Raw genomic sequence first — 14,726 nt, 5'->3', positions numbered from 1 at the left:
TTTCGCCTACCACATTCGCTGATTTTTGTGACTGCACACTTTCATGTGACGTCTTGCTGCAACAGCTTCAGCATAATTTGTGGAACCTGTTTCCGGTCAAGGGGCTGGCGAGAAATTTTTGCGAAACCATGCCGAATTCGCCGGAAGTTCATATTTTGTTCAAAACTGGCGGCTATACTTGAATTATTCAGTGAGGTGACGACATGCGGTTTTTAGAAAGAGCGATCAAAGCACTCGGCTACCATCGCCGGCCGTATCTTGCCGGGGTGCTGGTCAGCGCGTTGTTTACCATCATCAGTATGGTGTTGTTGACCGCGACTAGACTTAATCAAGTTACCCAAACTGGCTTCAAAATGCGCTTGCAACAGTTCGACACCACTGCCGTGAAGTCTGCCACCAAATTGATCACCTCAGTGCAAACCGCCTACACCAACGTTACCGCCCAATACCTCAATTGGTGGTGGGTCAGCATTGCCATGTTGGCGTTGGTCACTTTTGGCTTTGCCATTTATTTGGCCAAAAAGCGCCAACAAGAAACCAACGCCTACTTGCTGATCGGCAAAAATGCTGGTGATATCATCAGCCAATACCTTTTGGAAAATCTGGTCGTATTTGTCGTCGGCTTCGGGTTGGCTTGGTTGGTTTTGGTATGCTTCACCCAAGTATTGGATCAACACTTGATCAAACTGAATGCGACGTTGCTTGAACAACAACTCAACGGTCAAGTTTCAGCTAGTGATTTCACCAAGTTGACCAAACAACTTTTTGCGCATCGGATCACGGATTTTTCTCAAGACAGCTTGGTGATCCCGCACCGCGGCGGTCCCAGATTAGATACTGTCGTACTTTGCGGCTTTTCAACAACATTTTTAGGCGGACTTGGTGCCTTAGTGATCCCGCAAACTGTCGTCTATGCATTCAGCGTTTGGCGCAGTCGCCGACGCTTGCGCTTGCCTTGACCAGGAGGTAGTTAAATGGCCATTTTTCATTCCCAACGCGCCAAACACTTTGAAACGACATTGACCAACTTGTTTACCCCAGCTGGCTTGTATTACATCCACTTTGCCGACGCTACTGCGTTGACGCATGGGTTTGAAACTTATGCCCAGACTTTTGTCAGCCATGGCGCCGCCAAAAATATGGCGATGATCTCCCAACAAGATGCCAGCATCGTCCCGTATTTAACGGTTCGTAGCAATATTTTGATCAATGGACAACATCGCCCGTTTACCTTGATCCCGGAAGCTTTGCGCAAAGATACCTTGTTGTTAGACAGCGATGCCAAGCACCTGACGCCTGCGCAAAGTTTATATGTCCAGTTGTTTCGCGGCTTAATGTCAGGGCGTCAATTTTTGTTGATGCAAGACTTCCCAGAAGCCTTAGATCCACAAGAAACGCGGTTATTTTTGACCTGTGCCCAAGAAGCGATCGCCCAAGCAGATGCTAGCTTGATCATTTTGACCACTGACATGGGCTTGATCCAAGCCAATCCCAAACACAGCTGGCAAGAAGCCCCATCCCTTGATGACGCGGCTTCTGCTTAACTCAAAAATGCCTTTCGACGCGATGGTCGAAAGGCATTTTTGTTAGGCTTCTGCAGCCGCTTGAAGCGTTGAAATCTGCGCGCCGTGAGGTTGGATGTGCACTTGTTCACAGCGCCAAGTGGGATGCGCTTGTTTGGCTAATTGTAAAAAGCGTTGCAGTTGGGAGCGCTTTTGGCCAATTGCCAACATGGTCGAACCGGCACCTGAGATCACCACGTTCAAGCCTAATTGTTGGCCTAAATTCTTGATCTCAGGAAAGCCGTCGATCAAGCTGGCGCGGAAAGGTTCTTGCATTTGATCTTGTAAAGCCGCCTGCAACAATTCCTCATCGCCGCGTTCAAGTGCCGTGGCGGCTAGCGTGCAATGTCCCATTTGATAGCTGGCTTTGGCGTAGGTCATGGTTTTAGGCAACACTGCGCGCGCTTTGGCGGTACTTAACTCAACATCTGGGATCACCACCGCCAATTGCCAGTTGTCCGCCACGTGATAATGGGCGACTACTGGCTTATTGCCAGTCATGATCGTTGCCGTCAACTCGCCAAAAATTGCTGGGGCCACGTTATCTGGATGGCCTTCCATGGCCGTGGCCAAGGCGAGCAATTCCGTGTCATTTAATGGGGAATCAAACCAATAATTAGCGCCGGCCAAACCAGCGACGATACAAGCTGCTGAGCTCCCTAAGCCGCGCGAATCTGGAATGTCACAACTGATCGTCATTTGCACGCCAGGGGTGGGTTCGCCAATGGCTGCACAGCCTTTTTGGAAAGCTTGATAGATCAGATTGTCTGCATTTTGAAATTTGGGATCGCCGCCAATGATCGCCACGCCATGATCACGACTGGCAAATTCGACTTTTAAATACAGATCCACGGCTAACCCTAAGACGTCATAACCGACGCCAAGATTGGCACTCGTTGCAGGTACAGTGACTTCAAACATGGTTTCACATCTCCTTGGCGATTTTGGCGACCCATTTAGGCATGGCTTGCGGCATCAACACCGTATCAAAACGTTCTGGCAGATCCGCCAATGCAGCGAGTGGTGCTGGAATAGTCAACTGCCGCTGTTCGTGCAACGCGGCCATTGCCGCAAAGCCGGAATCAAAATGTTGATTCAACACCGACCCTGCCACCACTTGGGGGAACTTAAACGGACTGGCAGTGCTTAACAATACCGTGACGCCAGGCACTTGCAGGCGCTGTTGCACCACATAGCCATTAGCGGTATGCGGATCCATCACATAACCGGCGTTGGCGTCGACCGTCGAAATTGCTGACACCACCTCCGCATCACTGGCCGCGCCAGCCACAAAATCTTGTTGGATCGCGGCAAGCAAGTCATTGCAAACTTGATAACGCCCAGTTTCGGCCAACTCTTGCATCAATTTGGCGACCAAGGCGCTATCACCGCCGCTTTTATAAAACAACAAGCGCTCCAAATTGCTGGAAATTTGAATATCCATTGAAGGCGAAACGGTTTTAACAAACTCGCGATTGCGATCATAAATACCAGTGGCCAAAAAATCAGCGACTTCCGAATTGGCATTCGTTGCCACGATCAACTTATTGACAGGCAAGCCCATCAACTTGGCATAATAGCCTGCTAACACATCCCCGAAATTGCCAGTAGGTACTGTGAAGTTGATCTTTTCGCCAACTTTGATCACGCCGGATCTGACTAGTTGCTGATAGGCATTGAAGTAATACACCACTTGCGGCGCCAAGCGGCCAATGTTGATGGAATTGGCGACAGACAGTTTCACCGATCCGAGTTGCGCGGCTAATTGCGCATTGTTCAACATCGCTTTGACGGCAGTTTGCGCATCATCAAAATTGCCTTTGATCGCCGCCACATGGGTGTTGGCGCCGCCAGTCGTGCGCATTTGCTTTTCTTGGATCGCACTGACGCCACCTTCAGGATAAAACGTGGCGATCGCCGTTTGCGGCACATCTTTAAACCCTTCTAAGGCGGCTTTGCCAGTATCGCCGCTAGTGGCCGCTAAGATCAACACTTTGGTTTGCGCGTCGATGGCATATTGGAGCAAACGTGGCAACACTTGTAAGCCAATATCTTTAAAAGCGCTGGTTGGGCCATGAAACAATTCCAAGATATAATGATCGCCAACTTTTTTCAGCGGCGTGATGCGCGCATCGTCCCATTGATCGGCGTAAGCGGCTTGGACCACTTGAGCGATCACTGCCGGTTCAAAATCTGGTAACAAAGCGCTTAAAACCATTTGGGCTTGATGTTGGTAATCTGCAGCCAGCATTTGGGTCAGATCAACGCTTGGCAGTGTAGGTAACACAAACAATCCCCCGTCAGTCGCAAAGCCTTTCGTCAAGGCTTGTTTGCTGGTTAATTGAAGTTGGTCGTCGCGCGTGCTGGTATACATATCAGGCCTCGTTTTCCGGTAGCAAGAAATTTCTTGCGCTACCAAGTTTTCATTTGCAATGGCATACTGGTTATGATAATCTGTTCAGTATTCAAATACAAGTGTTTATTGATTTAAAACACAGAAATCGAGGTTCGCCATGCAAATCGCAATTTTAGGGTACGGAACAATCGGTAGCGGCGTTGACAAGATCATCAGCGCCCAAACCAACCAAACCAAGACACTCAAGGTCCGCTATTTATTCACGCGGCCAACAGATGTCGCTTTCGATCCGCGTGCCACCAGCGACTTAAATGCGATCTTGGCGGACCCAGAACTTGACGCGGTGGTGGAAACCATGGGCGGCATCGAACCGGCGCATACCTACATTTTGCAAGCCTTAAACGCCGGCAAGCATGTGGTCACCGCCAACAAAGCCGTCGTGGCGCGATATTTGCAGGCGTTCAATGAAACCGCAGCCGCGAATCATGTGCATTTTTACTATGAAGCCACCACTGGCGGCGGGATCCCTTGGGTGAAGAACTTAGAAAATGCCGCCCGCGTGGATGACGTGTCTAGCGTGTCTGGGATTTTCAACGGCACCAGCAACTATATCCTCGATCACATGGCCAAAACCGGCGTCGATTTTGCAAAAGCGTTGACCCAAGCGCAAGCATTAGGCTACGCCGAAAAAGATCCAACTGCCGATATCGATGGGATCGATGTCGCCAACAAACTGCGTATTTCCACTGCCATCGCTTATAACGCGACGCCAGATTTTGCGTTACCCACTATTGGCATCCGGCGCGTCACTGCCGCAGATATCACTTGGGCGACAAAACATGAGTTGGCGATCCGCTTGATCGGCGTGTCCAAGCGCGATCACCACCGCTTCACTGCGGTGATCGCCCCAACTTTAGTGCCAAAGTGCAGTCTCGAAGCCAACTGCCCGGATAATTTCAATTTGATCCGCTTGCAAGGTAACACCATTGGCGAGTTACAATTTTTCGGCCAAGGCGCTGGCCAACTGCCCACGGCGCATGCGATCATTCAAGACTTGTTGGATATCGCCCAACACGTGCCGCATTTAAGTCGCCATTTTAACCGCGATTTGCGTAATGATGCTGAATTGCTCCGCGGCAGCTGGCTTTGGCGCGACGATAATGGCTGGCAACAACTCGATGACACGACCGCCGGTGAAATCAGCGTACGCTTGTCGCGAAATGACCATGCCGCAGCTTACCGCTTAGCTTCGGAGGTGCAACTTCATGACCATAGTTTGTAAATTTGGCGGGTCTTCAATGGCCAACGCCGAACAATTTGCCAAAGTCAAAGCCATTTTGGCTAGCGACGAGAAGCGCCGTTATTTGGTGGTGTCAGCAGCCGGCAAAGACGCCCAACACCCAGTGAAACTCACGGATCTTTTGTTGCGCATCGCCGCTTCTGATGATCAAGCCTTGTTTGCGCAAGTCATTGCCAGACTGGCACCGATCAAAGCCGTACTGCAGTTAAACTTTGATCTCACCGAGGCCGTCGACCAGATTCAAACGCAGTGGAACGCGCATCACGATCATGATTATTTGGTCAGTCGCGGTGAGTTCCTCACAGCCAGTCTCATGGCGGAATACTTAGGTTGGCCAATGCTTGATGCCACCAAGGTGATGTTATTTGATCATGATCAATTCGACGCGGCGGCTTCAGCGCAAGCTTTAGCCAAAGCTCCGAAGCATTTTGTCTTACCAGGATTTTATGGCGGGGATGAATCTGGTTGCGTGCATTTAATGCCGCGTGGCGGTTCGGATATTTCCGGGGCATGGTTAGCCAACTTATTAGACGCCGATCTTTATGAAAACTGGACGGATGTGTCTGGCATTTTAATGGCGGATCCGCGCGTCGTGCACGCCCCAAAAGCCATCACGCAATTGACTTACGCCGAATTGCGCGAGTTGACTTTTATGGGTGCGGCAGTATTTCAAGCCGACGCAGTGCAACCGGTGCGCGCCAAAGGCATCCCCACTCGCATCAAAAACACCAATCAACCAAACGACGCTGGGACGCTGGTGGTACGCGCTGGGAACTTAGATGGGCCTTTGACTGGCATCGCTGGGCGCAGGCATTATACGGTGATCACTTTGAAGCGCTATCAGCTAGCTGCCCATTTAGATGTGGTCCAAAAAGCGTTGGCGGTGATGGCAGACCACAAGCTAAAAGTCGTCTACATGCCAACTTCGATCGACACCTTGAATTTGATCTGCCATGGAACTTTGGCCATGGCGCAACGCCAAGTGCTTGCCAAAGACTTAGTCAGCGCTTGTGCCCCAGATGATCTGGCGATCCAAACCAATATTGCCTTGATCTCCACGATCTCGCAGCGTTTGGCCAAACGCCCAGCCATCGCCGGACGCTTATTGGCTTATTTAGATGACAACAATATCCCGGTACGGTTGGTCTCACAAAATTCCGGGGATTCAAACTTATTGATCGGCGTGGCCACTCATGATTACGCGCGGGCACTCAATGCCATTTATCAAAACTTCTTGCACACCCGCAATGCGCCAGAACCTTATTTTGGCGCGTGATCACGCTTAAATGCCTGGCCTTACAGTAGCCGATTTTAAGGTGATTTTGGGCAAAAAAAAAAGCCTTCAATGCCACTGAGGCATCTTGGCTAGCAAACGGGTTTTGTATGGAGGTGAGGAGAATCGAACTCCTGTCCATCAGCCCCACTACATGTGATTCTACACGCTTAGTTCCACTATTTGAAATTCGCCTAACTGCCGCGCCGTGAATCAAGGCTAACGCAATTAAGCTAACCTACTATCTCTTCAATACCCCTCAGGTGGCAAGGCATTGCGTAGCTCAATTAATTTGAGACCGCTAAGTAACCCTTGAGCGAAGCTACGGCGATCACGCTAAGCTGTTATTAGGCAGCTAAAGCGTAAGAATTGTTGTTTTTTGCAGTTAATAAACTGTATGCGTTCTTGACGGAGCCGACCCTCCGACGTGCACCACATGTGCGAGCCACCAATGTCGAGACCATTACACCCCCGTATGCCCTTTAAGTTTAGCACGTCGCATCAGACTTTGTCAAAAATGGTCAAAAGTGATGACCGTTTGATTCGCCTCACCCCCAGATCAAAATGAAGATTCAATGAAGTGACGTGAACGCTTACTTTTAGCATTCACTTGTTCACGAAACATGGTACAATAAGCCATATGAAAGCGGGGTTGCTGTGTGGATAAATATTACATTGTGGACCGATCCATTTTGCCAGATGTTGTCGCCAAAGTGATCGAAGCCCGGACGTTGATCGAAAACGGGCAAGTCCGCCAAGTGTCTGAAGCCGTCAAAAAAGTCGGCATCAGCCGAGGCACCTATTATAAGTACAAAGATTATGTGTTTTTGCCAGATTCTGGGATCTCGCAACGCAAAGCGGTGTTGTCGTTGATGCTTAACGACAAGCGCGGGATCTTATCAGAAGTGCTCAATACGATGTCAGACGCCAACGCCTCGATCATCACCATCAACCAAAACATCCCGATCCATAATTGGGCCAGCGTGGTGGTGTCGTTTGATATCTCCAATTTGACTGGCTCATTAGATGAGTTGGTGGCGGCGTTGAAACGATCGCATGGCGTCACGGATGTCAATTTGATCTCAGTTGAATGATGCCATGAACCAAGCGCCTAAACGTCCTGGACCGGTGATCTGCATGTGCGATCATAAGTTCAGGACGTTTGTGTCCATAGGCGGTTGCTAGGCACTTTTGCACGCGTTAAAAATTCATGAAACCTACGACTTTGGTTCATTGTCAAAATTCCAGCTGAGTGCTAGTCTGAATGCAAAGGCCGCGGGTTTAAGGTGATTTTATGCCACGGCTCGTACACTCGTTATATTAGCCAAAAATGCGAGGATGATAAAAATGAAAATTCTGATGATCGAAGATAACGAAAGTGTTGCACAAATGATGGACATGTTCTTTAAAAAAGAACAATGGGACGTCACGAACGCCTATGATGGGGAATCTGGACTAGCGGACTTCAAGCAAGCCCCTGATGAGTTTGACATCATCACGTTGGACTTGAACTTGCCGAAAATGGATGGCATGCAAGTGGCCCAAGAGATCCGCAAAATCTCCAAAACTGTGCCTTTGATCATGTTAACGGCGCGTGACACCGAAAGCGATCAAGTGCTAGGCTTGGAGCTTGGCGCCGATGATTATGTCACCAAGCCGTTTTCCCCGATCACGTTAGTCGCCCGCATCAAAGCCTTACATCGTCGCGCTGAAACGGCGCCGACTGAAGCCAGCGACGAGGCGCCACAAGCCAATGGCGATTTTGACGTGGTCACCGGCCACTTCAAGTTATCCACCAAAACGCGTGAAGCCTACTTAGACGATGTGGCCATTGAAGGCCTCACCCCCAAGGAATTCGACTTGTTGCACACCTTGGCCCAAAACCCTAAGCAAGTCTTTTCCCGCGAACAACTGTTGCAGCTGGTGTGGGATTATGAATATTACGGCGATGAACGCACCGTTGACGCCCATATCAAAAAGCTACGCCAAAAAATCGAAAAAGTCGGGCCACAGATCATTCAAACCGTTTGGGGGGTCGGCTATAAATTTGACGACACCGGATTGGATCACAAATGAAACTCCTTTATCAACAAATGCTCGCGTTTTTCGGCTTGATCGTCGTCACGCTGACGATCGTGTCGGTGCTGTTTATTCGCAGCACCACCAATACGGTTTGGCAAAATAGTTTCGACCAGCTGGAACAATACACTGACGTTTTGAAAGATCGCGCAGTGGATCAAAACACCTACTTGATCAACAGCCAATTCATTCAACACTCAGAAGAGATCCTCGCCAAGCAAAATGTCCACTTCATGATCTATGACGCCACCAACACCGCCCGCTACCCGAATTTACCAGGCGGCGCCGCGCAAGCGATCGCGTCAAAATATTGGCAACAATTGAAAAAAGGCAACACCGTGGCGTTGCCAGAATTGACCACCAACCCACAAAACGGCAAACAACAGCGCATGACCATTTACTACAAGCCAGTATTTTTAAGCCAAAAGTTATTGTTTGTGATTGCTGCGTTTGCCCCAGTGGAAAACATTCAATCGTCGATCCAACAAACCGAAAAGAACTTAGTGGTCGCCTTTTTGTTGTCGCTTTTGGTGGCGATCATCGTGTCGTATTTCTTGGCACGCTTTCAAGTCGATCGCATCAACCGCTTGCGTCAAGCCACCCATCAAGTGGCGGAAGGCGATTATGATGTCGATGTCACCTTTGATAAGAAAGGCCATGATGAAGTGGCGGCTTTGGCTGACGACTTTCAAGACATGGTCGGGTCATTGCGCGATTCGCAAGCGGAGATCCACCGTCAAGAAGAACGCCGCCGCCAATTTATGGCTGACGCCGCTCATGAAATGCGCACCCCGTTGACCACGATCAACGGCTTGCTAGAAGGTTTGGCGTATGACGCGATCCCAGAAGAGTCTAAAGGCGAGTCGATCGCGCTGATGCAAAAAGAAACCAAGCGCTTGATCCGCTTGGTCAATGAGAACTTGGATTATGAAAAGATCCGCACCAACCAGATCTTATTGCATAAAAAAACGTTTAACGCCGCTGAGGCCATGCATGATATCGTCACTCAGCTACAACAAAAAGCTGACACCGCCGGCGATTGCTTGGTGATCGATGCCGCCGACGATGTGGAAGTTTACGCCGATCATGATCGCTTCATTCAAGTGCTGTTCAACATCACCCAAAATGCCATTCAGTTCACGCAAAACGGCACCATTACGCTGAGCGCTAAAACCGGCTATCATCAAACCGAACTTTCCGTCAGCGACACTGGCATTGGCATGAGTGACGATCAAGTCAAAAATATTTGGGAACGCTACTACAAAGCCGACCCTTCCCGCAAAAACACCAAATATGGCGAGTCTGGCTTAGGTTTGGCGATCGTGCATCAATTGGTCACCGTCCATGGTGGCACCATTAAGGTCACGTCCACTTTAGGCCAAGGTACCACCTTTGCGCTGACGTTCCCAGATGAAGCCACCGCCCCGAAACAAGCACCGATCACCCATACCAAATAACCTGTTCCTGTCGTGTTGACGGCAGGTTTTTTTACGGAGGTCTTTATGCAATTCATCATCGCCCCAGCCAAAAAAATGCGCGTCGACGTGGATACTTTCGCCCCAACGTCGCTGCCGCAAAGTTTGCCGCAAACCACTGAGATCTTAGCCACGTTGCGCAGTTTGTCGCCAGCGCAGCGCCAAAAGCTTTGGCAATGCAGCGACAAACTGGCTCAAGCTTGTGAACAGCAACTGGCACAACTCAACTTGACTGGCCCCTTGACGCCGGCGATCTTGGCATTTGTCGGCATCCAATATCAGTCGATGGCACCAGACTTATTCACGGAATCGGCGCTGCAATATATCCAAGCGCATTTGCGGATCTTGTCAGGATTTTATGGGACTTTGCGCCCATTTGATGGGATCGTACCTTATCGCTTGGAGCTTGGCAGCAAACTGTCAGTCAAGTCAGCCAAAGATCTTTACGCGTATTGGGGCGCACAGCTATATGAGCAATTGGACCTTGAAGATGGTCCGCTGATCAATCTCGCCAGTGTTGAATATGCCAAGGCGATCCGGCCGTATTTGCGCCCTTCAGACACTATGATCGATGTGGTATTTGGCCGCGTCATCGCAGGCACCTTCAAGACTCGCGCCACGCAAGCGAAAATCGCGCGCGGGGCCATGGTGCGGTTTGCGGCGATGCACGATTTGACCCAACCGGATCAACTCAAAGCCTTTGACCACCCGCATTATGCCTATGCACCTGCGCGCTCAACGCCAACCCAAATGGTATTTGAATACCATGACTGACTCAGCGCCTGCACGCAAAAATGCCGCACCGGTCGCATTCAACTGAATGTGTCCGGTGCGGCATTTTTAAGTGATCAGCGCACCCCAGAAGACAAGTGCCGCGAGATCATTCTTGAGATCAATGATAACGCGTAATTGACGACAAAGTATAACACGGCCAAAGCCACGAACATCGGGATCATGTAGTTACTGTTTTGCCCGTAAATGATCTGCGAGTGATAAGTCAATTCTGGCAGTAAAATGATCGTGGCCAAGCTGGTATCTTTGACCAGTGAAATGAACTGCGACACGATCGGCGGGATCATCGCTTTAAACGCTTGCGGCAAAATAATGTGCACCATCGCTTGGGTGTAAGTCAGCCCGTTTGAGCGGGCAGCTTCCATTTGCCCAACCGCTACCGCGTTGATCCCACTGCGGACGATCTCAGCTAACATCGCCGATTCAAACACGGTCATGGCAACGATCGTGGCTGGGATCACTGGCAAGCGCACCCCAATATTAGGCAGTGCGAAATAAGTAAAGAACAAAATCAACAACAGCGGCAAATTCCGGATCAAGTCGATGATAAACCCGACCACTGCTGAAAAGATCTTCACGTTGATATAGCGCGCGACACCCAATAAGGTCCCGATCAAGAAACTAAAGGCAATGGAGATCAAACTGACTTCCAACGTCACCCCGAGGCCTTGCAGCAAATACATCAGATTGACTTGTGAATAAGCATCAATAAAGTTTTGCATGACTGAACCTCCTTTTTAGGCGATCGCCCATTTTTTCTCTAAGTAGCGCATGAAATACGACAACGGCATGGTCAAGATCAAATACAATAACCCGACAGCCAAATACGTGTCGAAGGTGTTGAACGTCGCATTGGCGATGATCTTGCCTTGATACATCAAATCAAACCCAGCCACAAAGGCTAGGATCGATGAGTTTTTGACTAAGTTGATGAATTGATTGCCTAATGGTGGAATGACGATCTTAAAGGCCTGCGGGAAAATGATATGGATCATCGCTTGCGAATAAGTCATCCCCACTGACCGCGCGCCTTCCATTTGCCCCACGGCGACTGATTGGATCCCGGCCCGCACCGTTTCAGCAATAAAGGCACTGGTATAGATCGTCAAACCAATGGTCCCGGCAGTGAACCCGTCGATTTGGGCAACATATTGCGGCACGATCACATAAAACGCCATGGTGATGACCAATAGCGGAATATTGCGTACCACTTCAACATACACATTGCCGATCGCCGAAACGACGCGATGCGAAGAGATCTCCATTAACGCAAACGCCGTCCCGATCACCAAACTGCCGATCAACGCGATCACAGAACTGGCTAAGGTATACCCTAACCCAGACATCAACTCAGGAAAGTTGTGCACTAAAATGTTGAACATTATTGCACCTCCTTGATATCAAAGCCTGGAACTTTACCAAACCACTTGTTGAGCAGTTTTTCATAGGTTCCATTTTGGCGTAAGGTGTCGATGGCTTTGTTCATCGCGTTGGTCATATTGGTTTGCCCTTTATTTAACGCGATCCCATAAGGTTCTTTGGTGAAAGTACCGCCGACGACGACATAGTTGGGGTCTTGTTCAGACATCCCATACAAGATCCCGTTATCCGTGGTCACCGCCACCCCTTGGTCAGACTTTAAAGCTGTGAACGCTTGGGCGTAATCAGATAACTGTAAGACTTTGGCTTGTGGGGCGGCTTTTTTGATGTTATCAACGGAAGTGGAGCCTTGCACCCCGATCACTTTGTCGCCTGGTTTTAAGTCTTTGACCGAGTGGATCCGTGAGCCTTTTTTGACTAACAGCGATTGGCCAGCCGCGAAATACGATTGGGTGAAGTTCAACACTTTTTGCCGATCTGGCGTGATGGTCATGGTGGCGATGATGGCATCGATATTGCCGCCTTTGATCATTGGCACCCGGGTATCAGACGTGACTTGCACCAAATCGGCTTTGCCTTTAGGGCCTAATATTTGTTTGGTGATGGCTTTGGCCATGTCGATATCAAAGCCTTCGATCTTGCCAGATTTGGTATTCATCAACCCAAATAAACGGGTATCGGCTTTGACGCCCCAAACAATGGTATTGGTTTGTTTGGCATGTTGTAACACATCTTGTGACGCGATCGATTTGCCACATCCTGCCAGCAACAACACACTCATCAACCCGATAAAGGCGATCAGATTATGCAGTTTTTTCATCCCGCGCCTCCTTAATGGTTGATGATCTTTGACAAGAACTCCTGGGCCCGTGGCTCTTTAGGATGATCGAAAAAGGCGCCGACATCTGAGGCATCTTCTAGGATCTGGCCATCTGCCATAAACACGATCCGATTACCAACATGGCGGGCAAAACCCATTTCATGGGTGACCACAGCCATGGTCATGCCGCCTTCAGCGATGTTTTTCATGACATCCAAGACATCGCCAATGGTTTCTGGATCCAGTGCTGACGTTGGTTCATCAAATAATAAGGCTTTAGGCTTCATGGCCAATGACCGCGCAATGGCGATGCGCTGCTTTTGCCCACCAGATAATGAAGACGGATAAGCGTCTGCTTTGTCGCGCAAACCCACTTGATCCAACAACGCCAACGCTTCTTCATGGACTTCATCTTTATTGCGCTTTAACACCAAAGTCGGGCCAAGGGTGATATTTTGCATGACGGTTTTGTTGGCATACAAATTAAAATGCTGGAAAACCATGCCGACATTCTTGCGGATCTTATTCATATCTGTTTTCTTATCGGCTAAGTCATAATCATTCACGATCAGTTGGCCAGATTGTACCCGTTCCAGCCCGTTGATCGTCCGCAACAAGGTGCTTTTACCAGAACCAGATGGCCCGATAATAGTGACCACTTCGCCACGGTCAACAGTGAGATTGATATCTTTTAACGCATGGAACTTACCATAATACTTCTCGACATCGTGGAATTCGATCATCGACATGGTTGATCCCTCCTTTTTCAATTAAGAACAAGAAAGGACGCACAATGGCGTCCTTATGTGATTATTAATATTTTATCATATTTCATTCATTGATTCCAACAAAAATCCTCACGCTGTCGTTTTGTCACGTAAGGTATAGGCCAATTGAACCGTCAGGCTATACGGTTCCTCTTTGGTGATCAAGCTGCGTCGCCCCATCAACTTACTTTGGCCACCGGTTAAATATACATGTGCCGCCGCCAGTTTGTACTGCTTTTGCGCTTGTTTCACTGGCAGTAACCCGACTGAAACGATCGTCGCCAGCGGTTGGACATTCAACGCATTGACCCCGCCGACGACCACAACACCGCCAGTTTCTGCGACCACTTTAAAAAATGGCAACTCAACGAGATTGCCAATCGCGTAAACTGGTTGGTGACTTTTGGCGGCCACATGCATGATCGCGCGATCATCCAAGCCTGAATAGTTTGCGGCTAAATGCCCGTTTGCTTGCAAATGTTGCACCAAGGCATCCAAGTTGCGCTGTTGCGCTGGGGAAATATCGATCGCAGTAGGCAAAATGTTGTCTGCTTTAAACAAGCCACTGGCAGGCCCAGACATGGTGTTATTGGCCAGCTTGGATTCAGCGGCTTTGAGTTGGGCTTGATTGCCGCCAAGCAATTTTTCGATGGTTGGCGAAATATCGAATTTCAACTGTTTATCCGTGTAATAATAAACCGCGTTAAGCACGATGAAATATTCCAAAAGCAAAAATCCGATCAAAAACGCTAAGCCTTGCAAACGATAGCCAGGATAACGCAACCCTTGGATCGCGGTGTACAGCAAATAAAAATTGGCGACAAACGCCACCACGGTGAAGGCTTTGCCTTTGGCTTTGTCTTGAATATTGAAATAGCCTAACAGGCGGTTGAGAATATCTAATGCCGTTAACATGCCAACC

The 14,726-nt window shown here is 49.2% G+C and carries 15 protein-coding genes and 1 other RNA gene; 8 read left to right on the top strand and 8 right to left on the bottom strand.

What is annotated here, in order from left to right; all coding sequences use genetic code 11:
- The first annotated feature begins 203 nt into the window (after window positions 1–203).
- Together ACKTSG_RS04795 and ACKTSG_RS04790 are read left to right on the top strand one after the other, a co-directional pair.
- Window positions 204–959, top strand: a complete 756-nt coding sequence (locus ACKTSG_RS04795) for an FtsX-like permease family protein (RefSeq protein ID WP_407892478.1) — start codon at window positions 204–206, stop codon at window positions 957–959.
- A 15-nt stretch (window positions 960–974) separates the two neighbouring features.
- Window positions 975–1,544 (top strand): hypothetical protein, encoded by a 570-nt coding sequence (locus ACKTSG_RS04790; RefSeq protein WP_407892476.1) that lies wholly within the window; start codon window positions 975–977, stop codon window positions 1,542–1,544.
- A 42-nt stretch (window positions 1,545–1,586) separates the two neighbouring features.
- On the opposite strand, the gene thrB is transcribed toward ACKTSG_RS04790, so the two are convergent.
- Window positions 1,587–2,483, bottom strand: coding sequence for a homoserine kinase (gene thrB / locus ACKTSG_RS04785; protein ID WP_407892474.1), 897 nt, complete (start codon window positions 2,481–2,483; stop codon window positions 1,587–1,589).
- A 4-nt stretch (window positions 2,484–2,487) separates the two neighbouring features.
- Complete coding sequence (thrC, locus tag ACKTSG_RS04780) at window positions 2,488–3,936, bottom strand: threonine synthase (RefSeq protein ID WP_407892472.1); 1,449 nt, start codon at window positions 3,934–3,936, stop codon at window positions 2,488–2,490.
- A gap of 139 nt (window positions 3,937–4,075) precedes the next feature.
- Between thrC and ACKTSG_RS04775 the strand changes: the two genes are divergently transcribed.
- Together ACKTSG_RS04775 and ACKTSG_RS04770 are read left to right on the top strand one after the other, a co-directional pair.
- The gene (locus tag ACKTSG_RS04775) at window positions 4,076–5,200 is read left to right on the top strand and encodes a homoserine dehydrogenase (protein WP_407892470.1); all 1,125 of its coding nucleotides are present in this window, start codon (window positions 4,076–4,078) and stop codon (window positions 5,198–5,200) included.
- Window positions 5,184–6,494, top strand: a complete 1,311-nt coding sequence (locus ACKTSG_RS04770) for an aspartate kinase (RefSeq protein WP_407892469.1) — start codon at window positions 5,184–5,186, stop codon at window positions 6,492–6,494. The genes ACKTSG_RS04775 and ACKTSG_RS04770 overlap by 17 nt, the downstream gene beginning before the upstream one ends.
- Window positions 6,495–6,599: 105 nt before the next feature.
- Here ACKTSG_RS04770 and ssrA read toward each other — a convergent pair.
- Window positions 6,600–6,964, bottom strand: a transfer-messenger RNA (tmRNA) gene (ssrA, locus tag ACKTSG_RS04765).
- A gap of 186 nt (window positions 6,965–7,150) precedes the next feature.
- Here ssrA and ACKTSG_RS04760 point away from each other — a divergent pair.
- From ACKTSG_RS04760 to yaaA, 4 genes are all read left to right on the top strand, one after another.
- Complete coding sequence (locus ACKTSG_RS04760) at window positions 7,151–7,585, top strand: ACT domain-containing protein (RefSeq protein ID WP_407892467.1); 435 nt, start codon at window positions 7,151–7,153, stop codon at window positions 7,583–7,585.
- A gap of 253 nt (window positions 7,586–7,838) precedes the next feature.
- Entirely contained in the window at window positions 7,839–8,567 is a 729-nt protein-coding gene (locus tag ACKTSG_RS04755; RefSeq protein WP_407892465.1) for a response regulator transcription factor, read from the top strand.
- Window positions 8,564–10,027, top strand: coding sequence for a sensor histidine kinase (locus ACKTSG_RS04750; protein WP_407892463.1), 1,464 nt, complete (start codon window positions 8,564–8,566; stop codon window positions 10,025–10,027). The genes ACKTSG_RS04755 and ACKTSG_RS04750 overlap by 4 nt, the downstream gene beginning before the upstream one ends.
- Before the next feature lie 45 nt (window positions 10,028–10,072).
- Complete coding sequence (yaaA, locus tag ACKTSG_RS04745; protein WP_407892462.1) at window positions 10,073–10,819, top strand: peroxide stress protein YaaA; 747 nt, start codon at window positions 10,073–10,075, stop codon at window positions 10,817–10,819.
- A gap of 74 nt (window positions 10,820–10,893) precedes the next feature.
- On the opposite strand, the gene ACKTSG_RS04740 is transcribed toward yaaA, so the two are convergent.
- The 5 genes from ACKTSG_RS04740 to ACKTSG_RS04720 form a co-directional block, all read right to left on the bottom strand.
- Window positions 10,894–11,559: an amino acid ABC transporter permease gene (locus ACKTSG_RS04740; RefSeq protein ID WP_407892461.1), complete on the bottom strand. Its 666-nt coding sequence runs from the start codon at window positions 11,557–11,559 to the stop codon at window positions 10,894–10,896.
- A gap of 15 nt (window positions 11,560–11,574) precedes the next feature.
- A complete protein-coding gene (locus ACKTSG_RS04735) occupies window positions 11,575–12,219 on the bottom strand; it encodes an amino acid ABC transporter permease (protein WP_407892459.1) in 645 nt (214 codons plus the stop codon).
- Complete coding sequence (locus ACKTSG_RS04730) at window positions 12,219–13,037, bottom strand: glutamate ABC transporter substrate-binding protein (protein WP_407892457.1); 819 nt, start codon at window positions 13,035–13,037, stop codon at window positions 12,219–12,221. The genes ACKTSG_RS04735 and ACKTSG_RS04730 overlap by 1 nt, the downstream gene beginning before the upstream one ends.
- An 11-nt stretch (window positions 13,038–13,048) precedes the next feature.
- On the bottom strand, window positions 13,049–13,786 hold the full coding sequence (locus ACKTSG_RS04725; protein ID WP_407892455.1) for an amino acid ABC transporter ATP-binding protein: 738 nt from the start codon (window positions 13,784–13,786) through the stop codon (window positions 13,049–13,051).
- A 108-nt stretch (window positions 13,787–13,894) separates the two neighbouring features.
- Entirely contained in the window at window positions 13,895–14,719 is an 825-nt protein-coding gene (locus tag ACKTSG_RS04720) for a DUF6681 family protein (RefSeq protein WP_407892453.1), read from the bottom strand.
- Between the last annotated feature and the right edge of the window lie 7 nt (window positions 14,720–14,726).

The organism is Lacticaseibacillus salsurae (assembly GCF_045862175.1).
GTDB lineage: Bacteria > Bacillota > Bacilli > Lactobacillales > Lactobacillaceae > Lacticaseibacillus > Lacticaseibacillus salsurae.
The sequence above is the reverse complement of the archived record's forward strand: the minus strand, read 5'-3'. Positions and strand labels throughout refer to the sequence as shown.

Excerpts from the sequence above, each read along its gene's own strand:
- ACKTSG_RS04795 (WP_407892478.1), top strand. The coding sequence starts at position 204 with ATGCGGTTTTTAGAAAGAGCGATCAAAGCACTCGGCTACCATCGCCGG.
- ACKTSG_RS04790 (WP_407892476.1), top strand. The coding sequence starts at position 975 with ATGGCCATTTTTCATTCCCAACGCGCCAAACACTTTGAAACGACATTG.
- thrB (WP_407892474.1), bottom strand. The coding sequence starts at position 2,483 with ATGTTTGAAGTCACTGTACCTGCAACGAGTGCCAATCTTGGCGTCGGT.
- thrC (WP_407892472.1), bottom strand. The coding sequence starts at position 3,936 with ATGTATACCAGCACGCGCGACGACCAACTTCAATTAACCAGCAAACAA.
- ACKTSG_RS04775 (WP_407892470.1), top strand. The coding sequence starts at position 4,076 with ATGCAAATCGCAATTTTAGGGTACGGAACAATCGGTAGCGGCGTTGAC.
- ACKTSG_RS04770 (WP_407892469.1), top strand. The coding sequence starts at position 5,184 with ATGACCATAGTTTGTAAATTTGGCGGGTCTTCAATGGCCAACGCCGAA.
- ACKTSG_RS04755 (WP_407892465.1), top strand. The coding sequence starts at position 7,839 with ATGAAAATTCTGATGATCGAAGATAACGAAAGTGTTGCACAAATGATG.
- ACKTSG_RS04750 (WP_407892463.1), top strand. The coding sequence starts at position 8,564 with ATGAAACTCCTTTATCAACAAATGCTCGCGTTTTTCGGCTTGATCGTC.
- yaaA (WP_407892462.1), top strand. The coding sequence starts at position 10,073 with ATGCAATTCATCATCGCCCCAGCCAAAAAAATGCGCGTCGACGTGGAT.
- ACKTSG_RS04740 (WP_407892461.1), bottom strand. The coding sequence starts at position 11,559 with ATGCAAAACTTTATTGATGCTTATTCACAAGTCAATCTGATGTATTTG.
- ACKTSG_RS04735 (WP_407892459.1), bottom strand. The coding sequence starts at position 12,219 with ATGTTCAACATTTTAGTGCACAACTTTCCTGAGTTGATGTCTGGGTTA.
- ACKTSG_RS04730 (WP_407892457.1), bottom strand. The coding sequence starts at position 13,037 with ATGAAAAAACTGCATAATCTGATCGCCTTTATCGGGTTGATGAGTGTG.
- ACKTSG_RS04725 (WP_407892455.1), bottom strand. The coding sequence starts at position 13,786 with ATGTCGATGATCGAATTCCACGATGTCGAGAAGTATTATGGTAAGTTC.
- ACKTSG_RS04720 (WP_407892453.1), bottom strand. The coding sequence starts at position 14,719 with ATGTTAACGGCATTAGATATTCTCAACCGCCTGTTAGGCTATTTCAAT.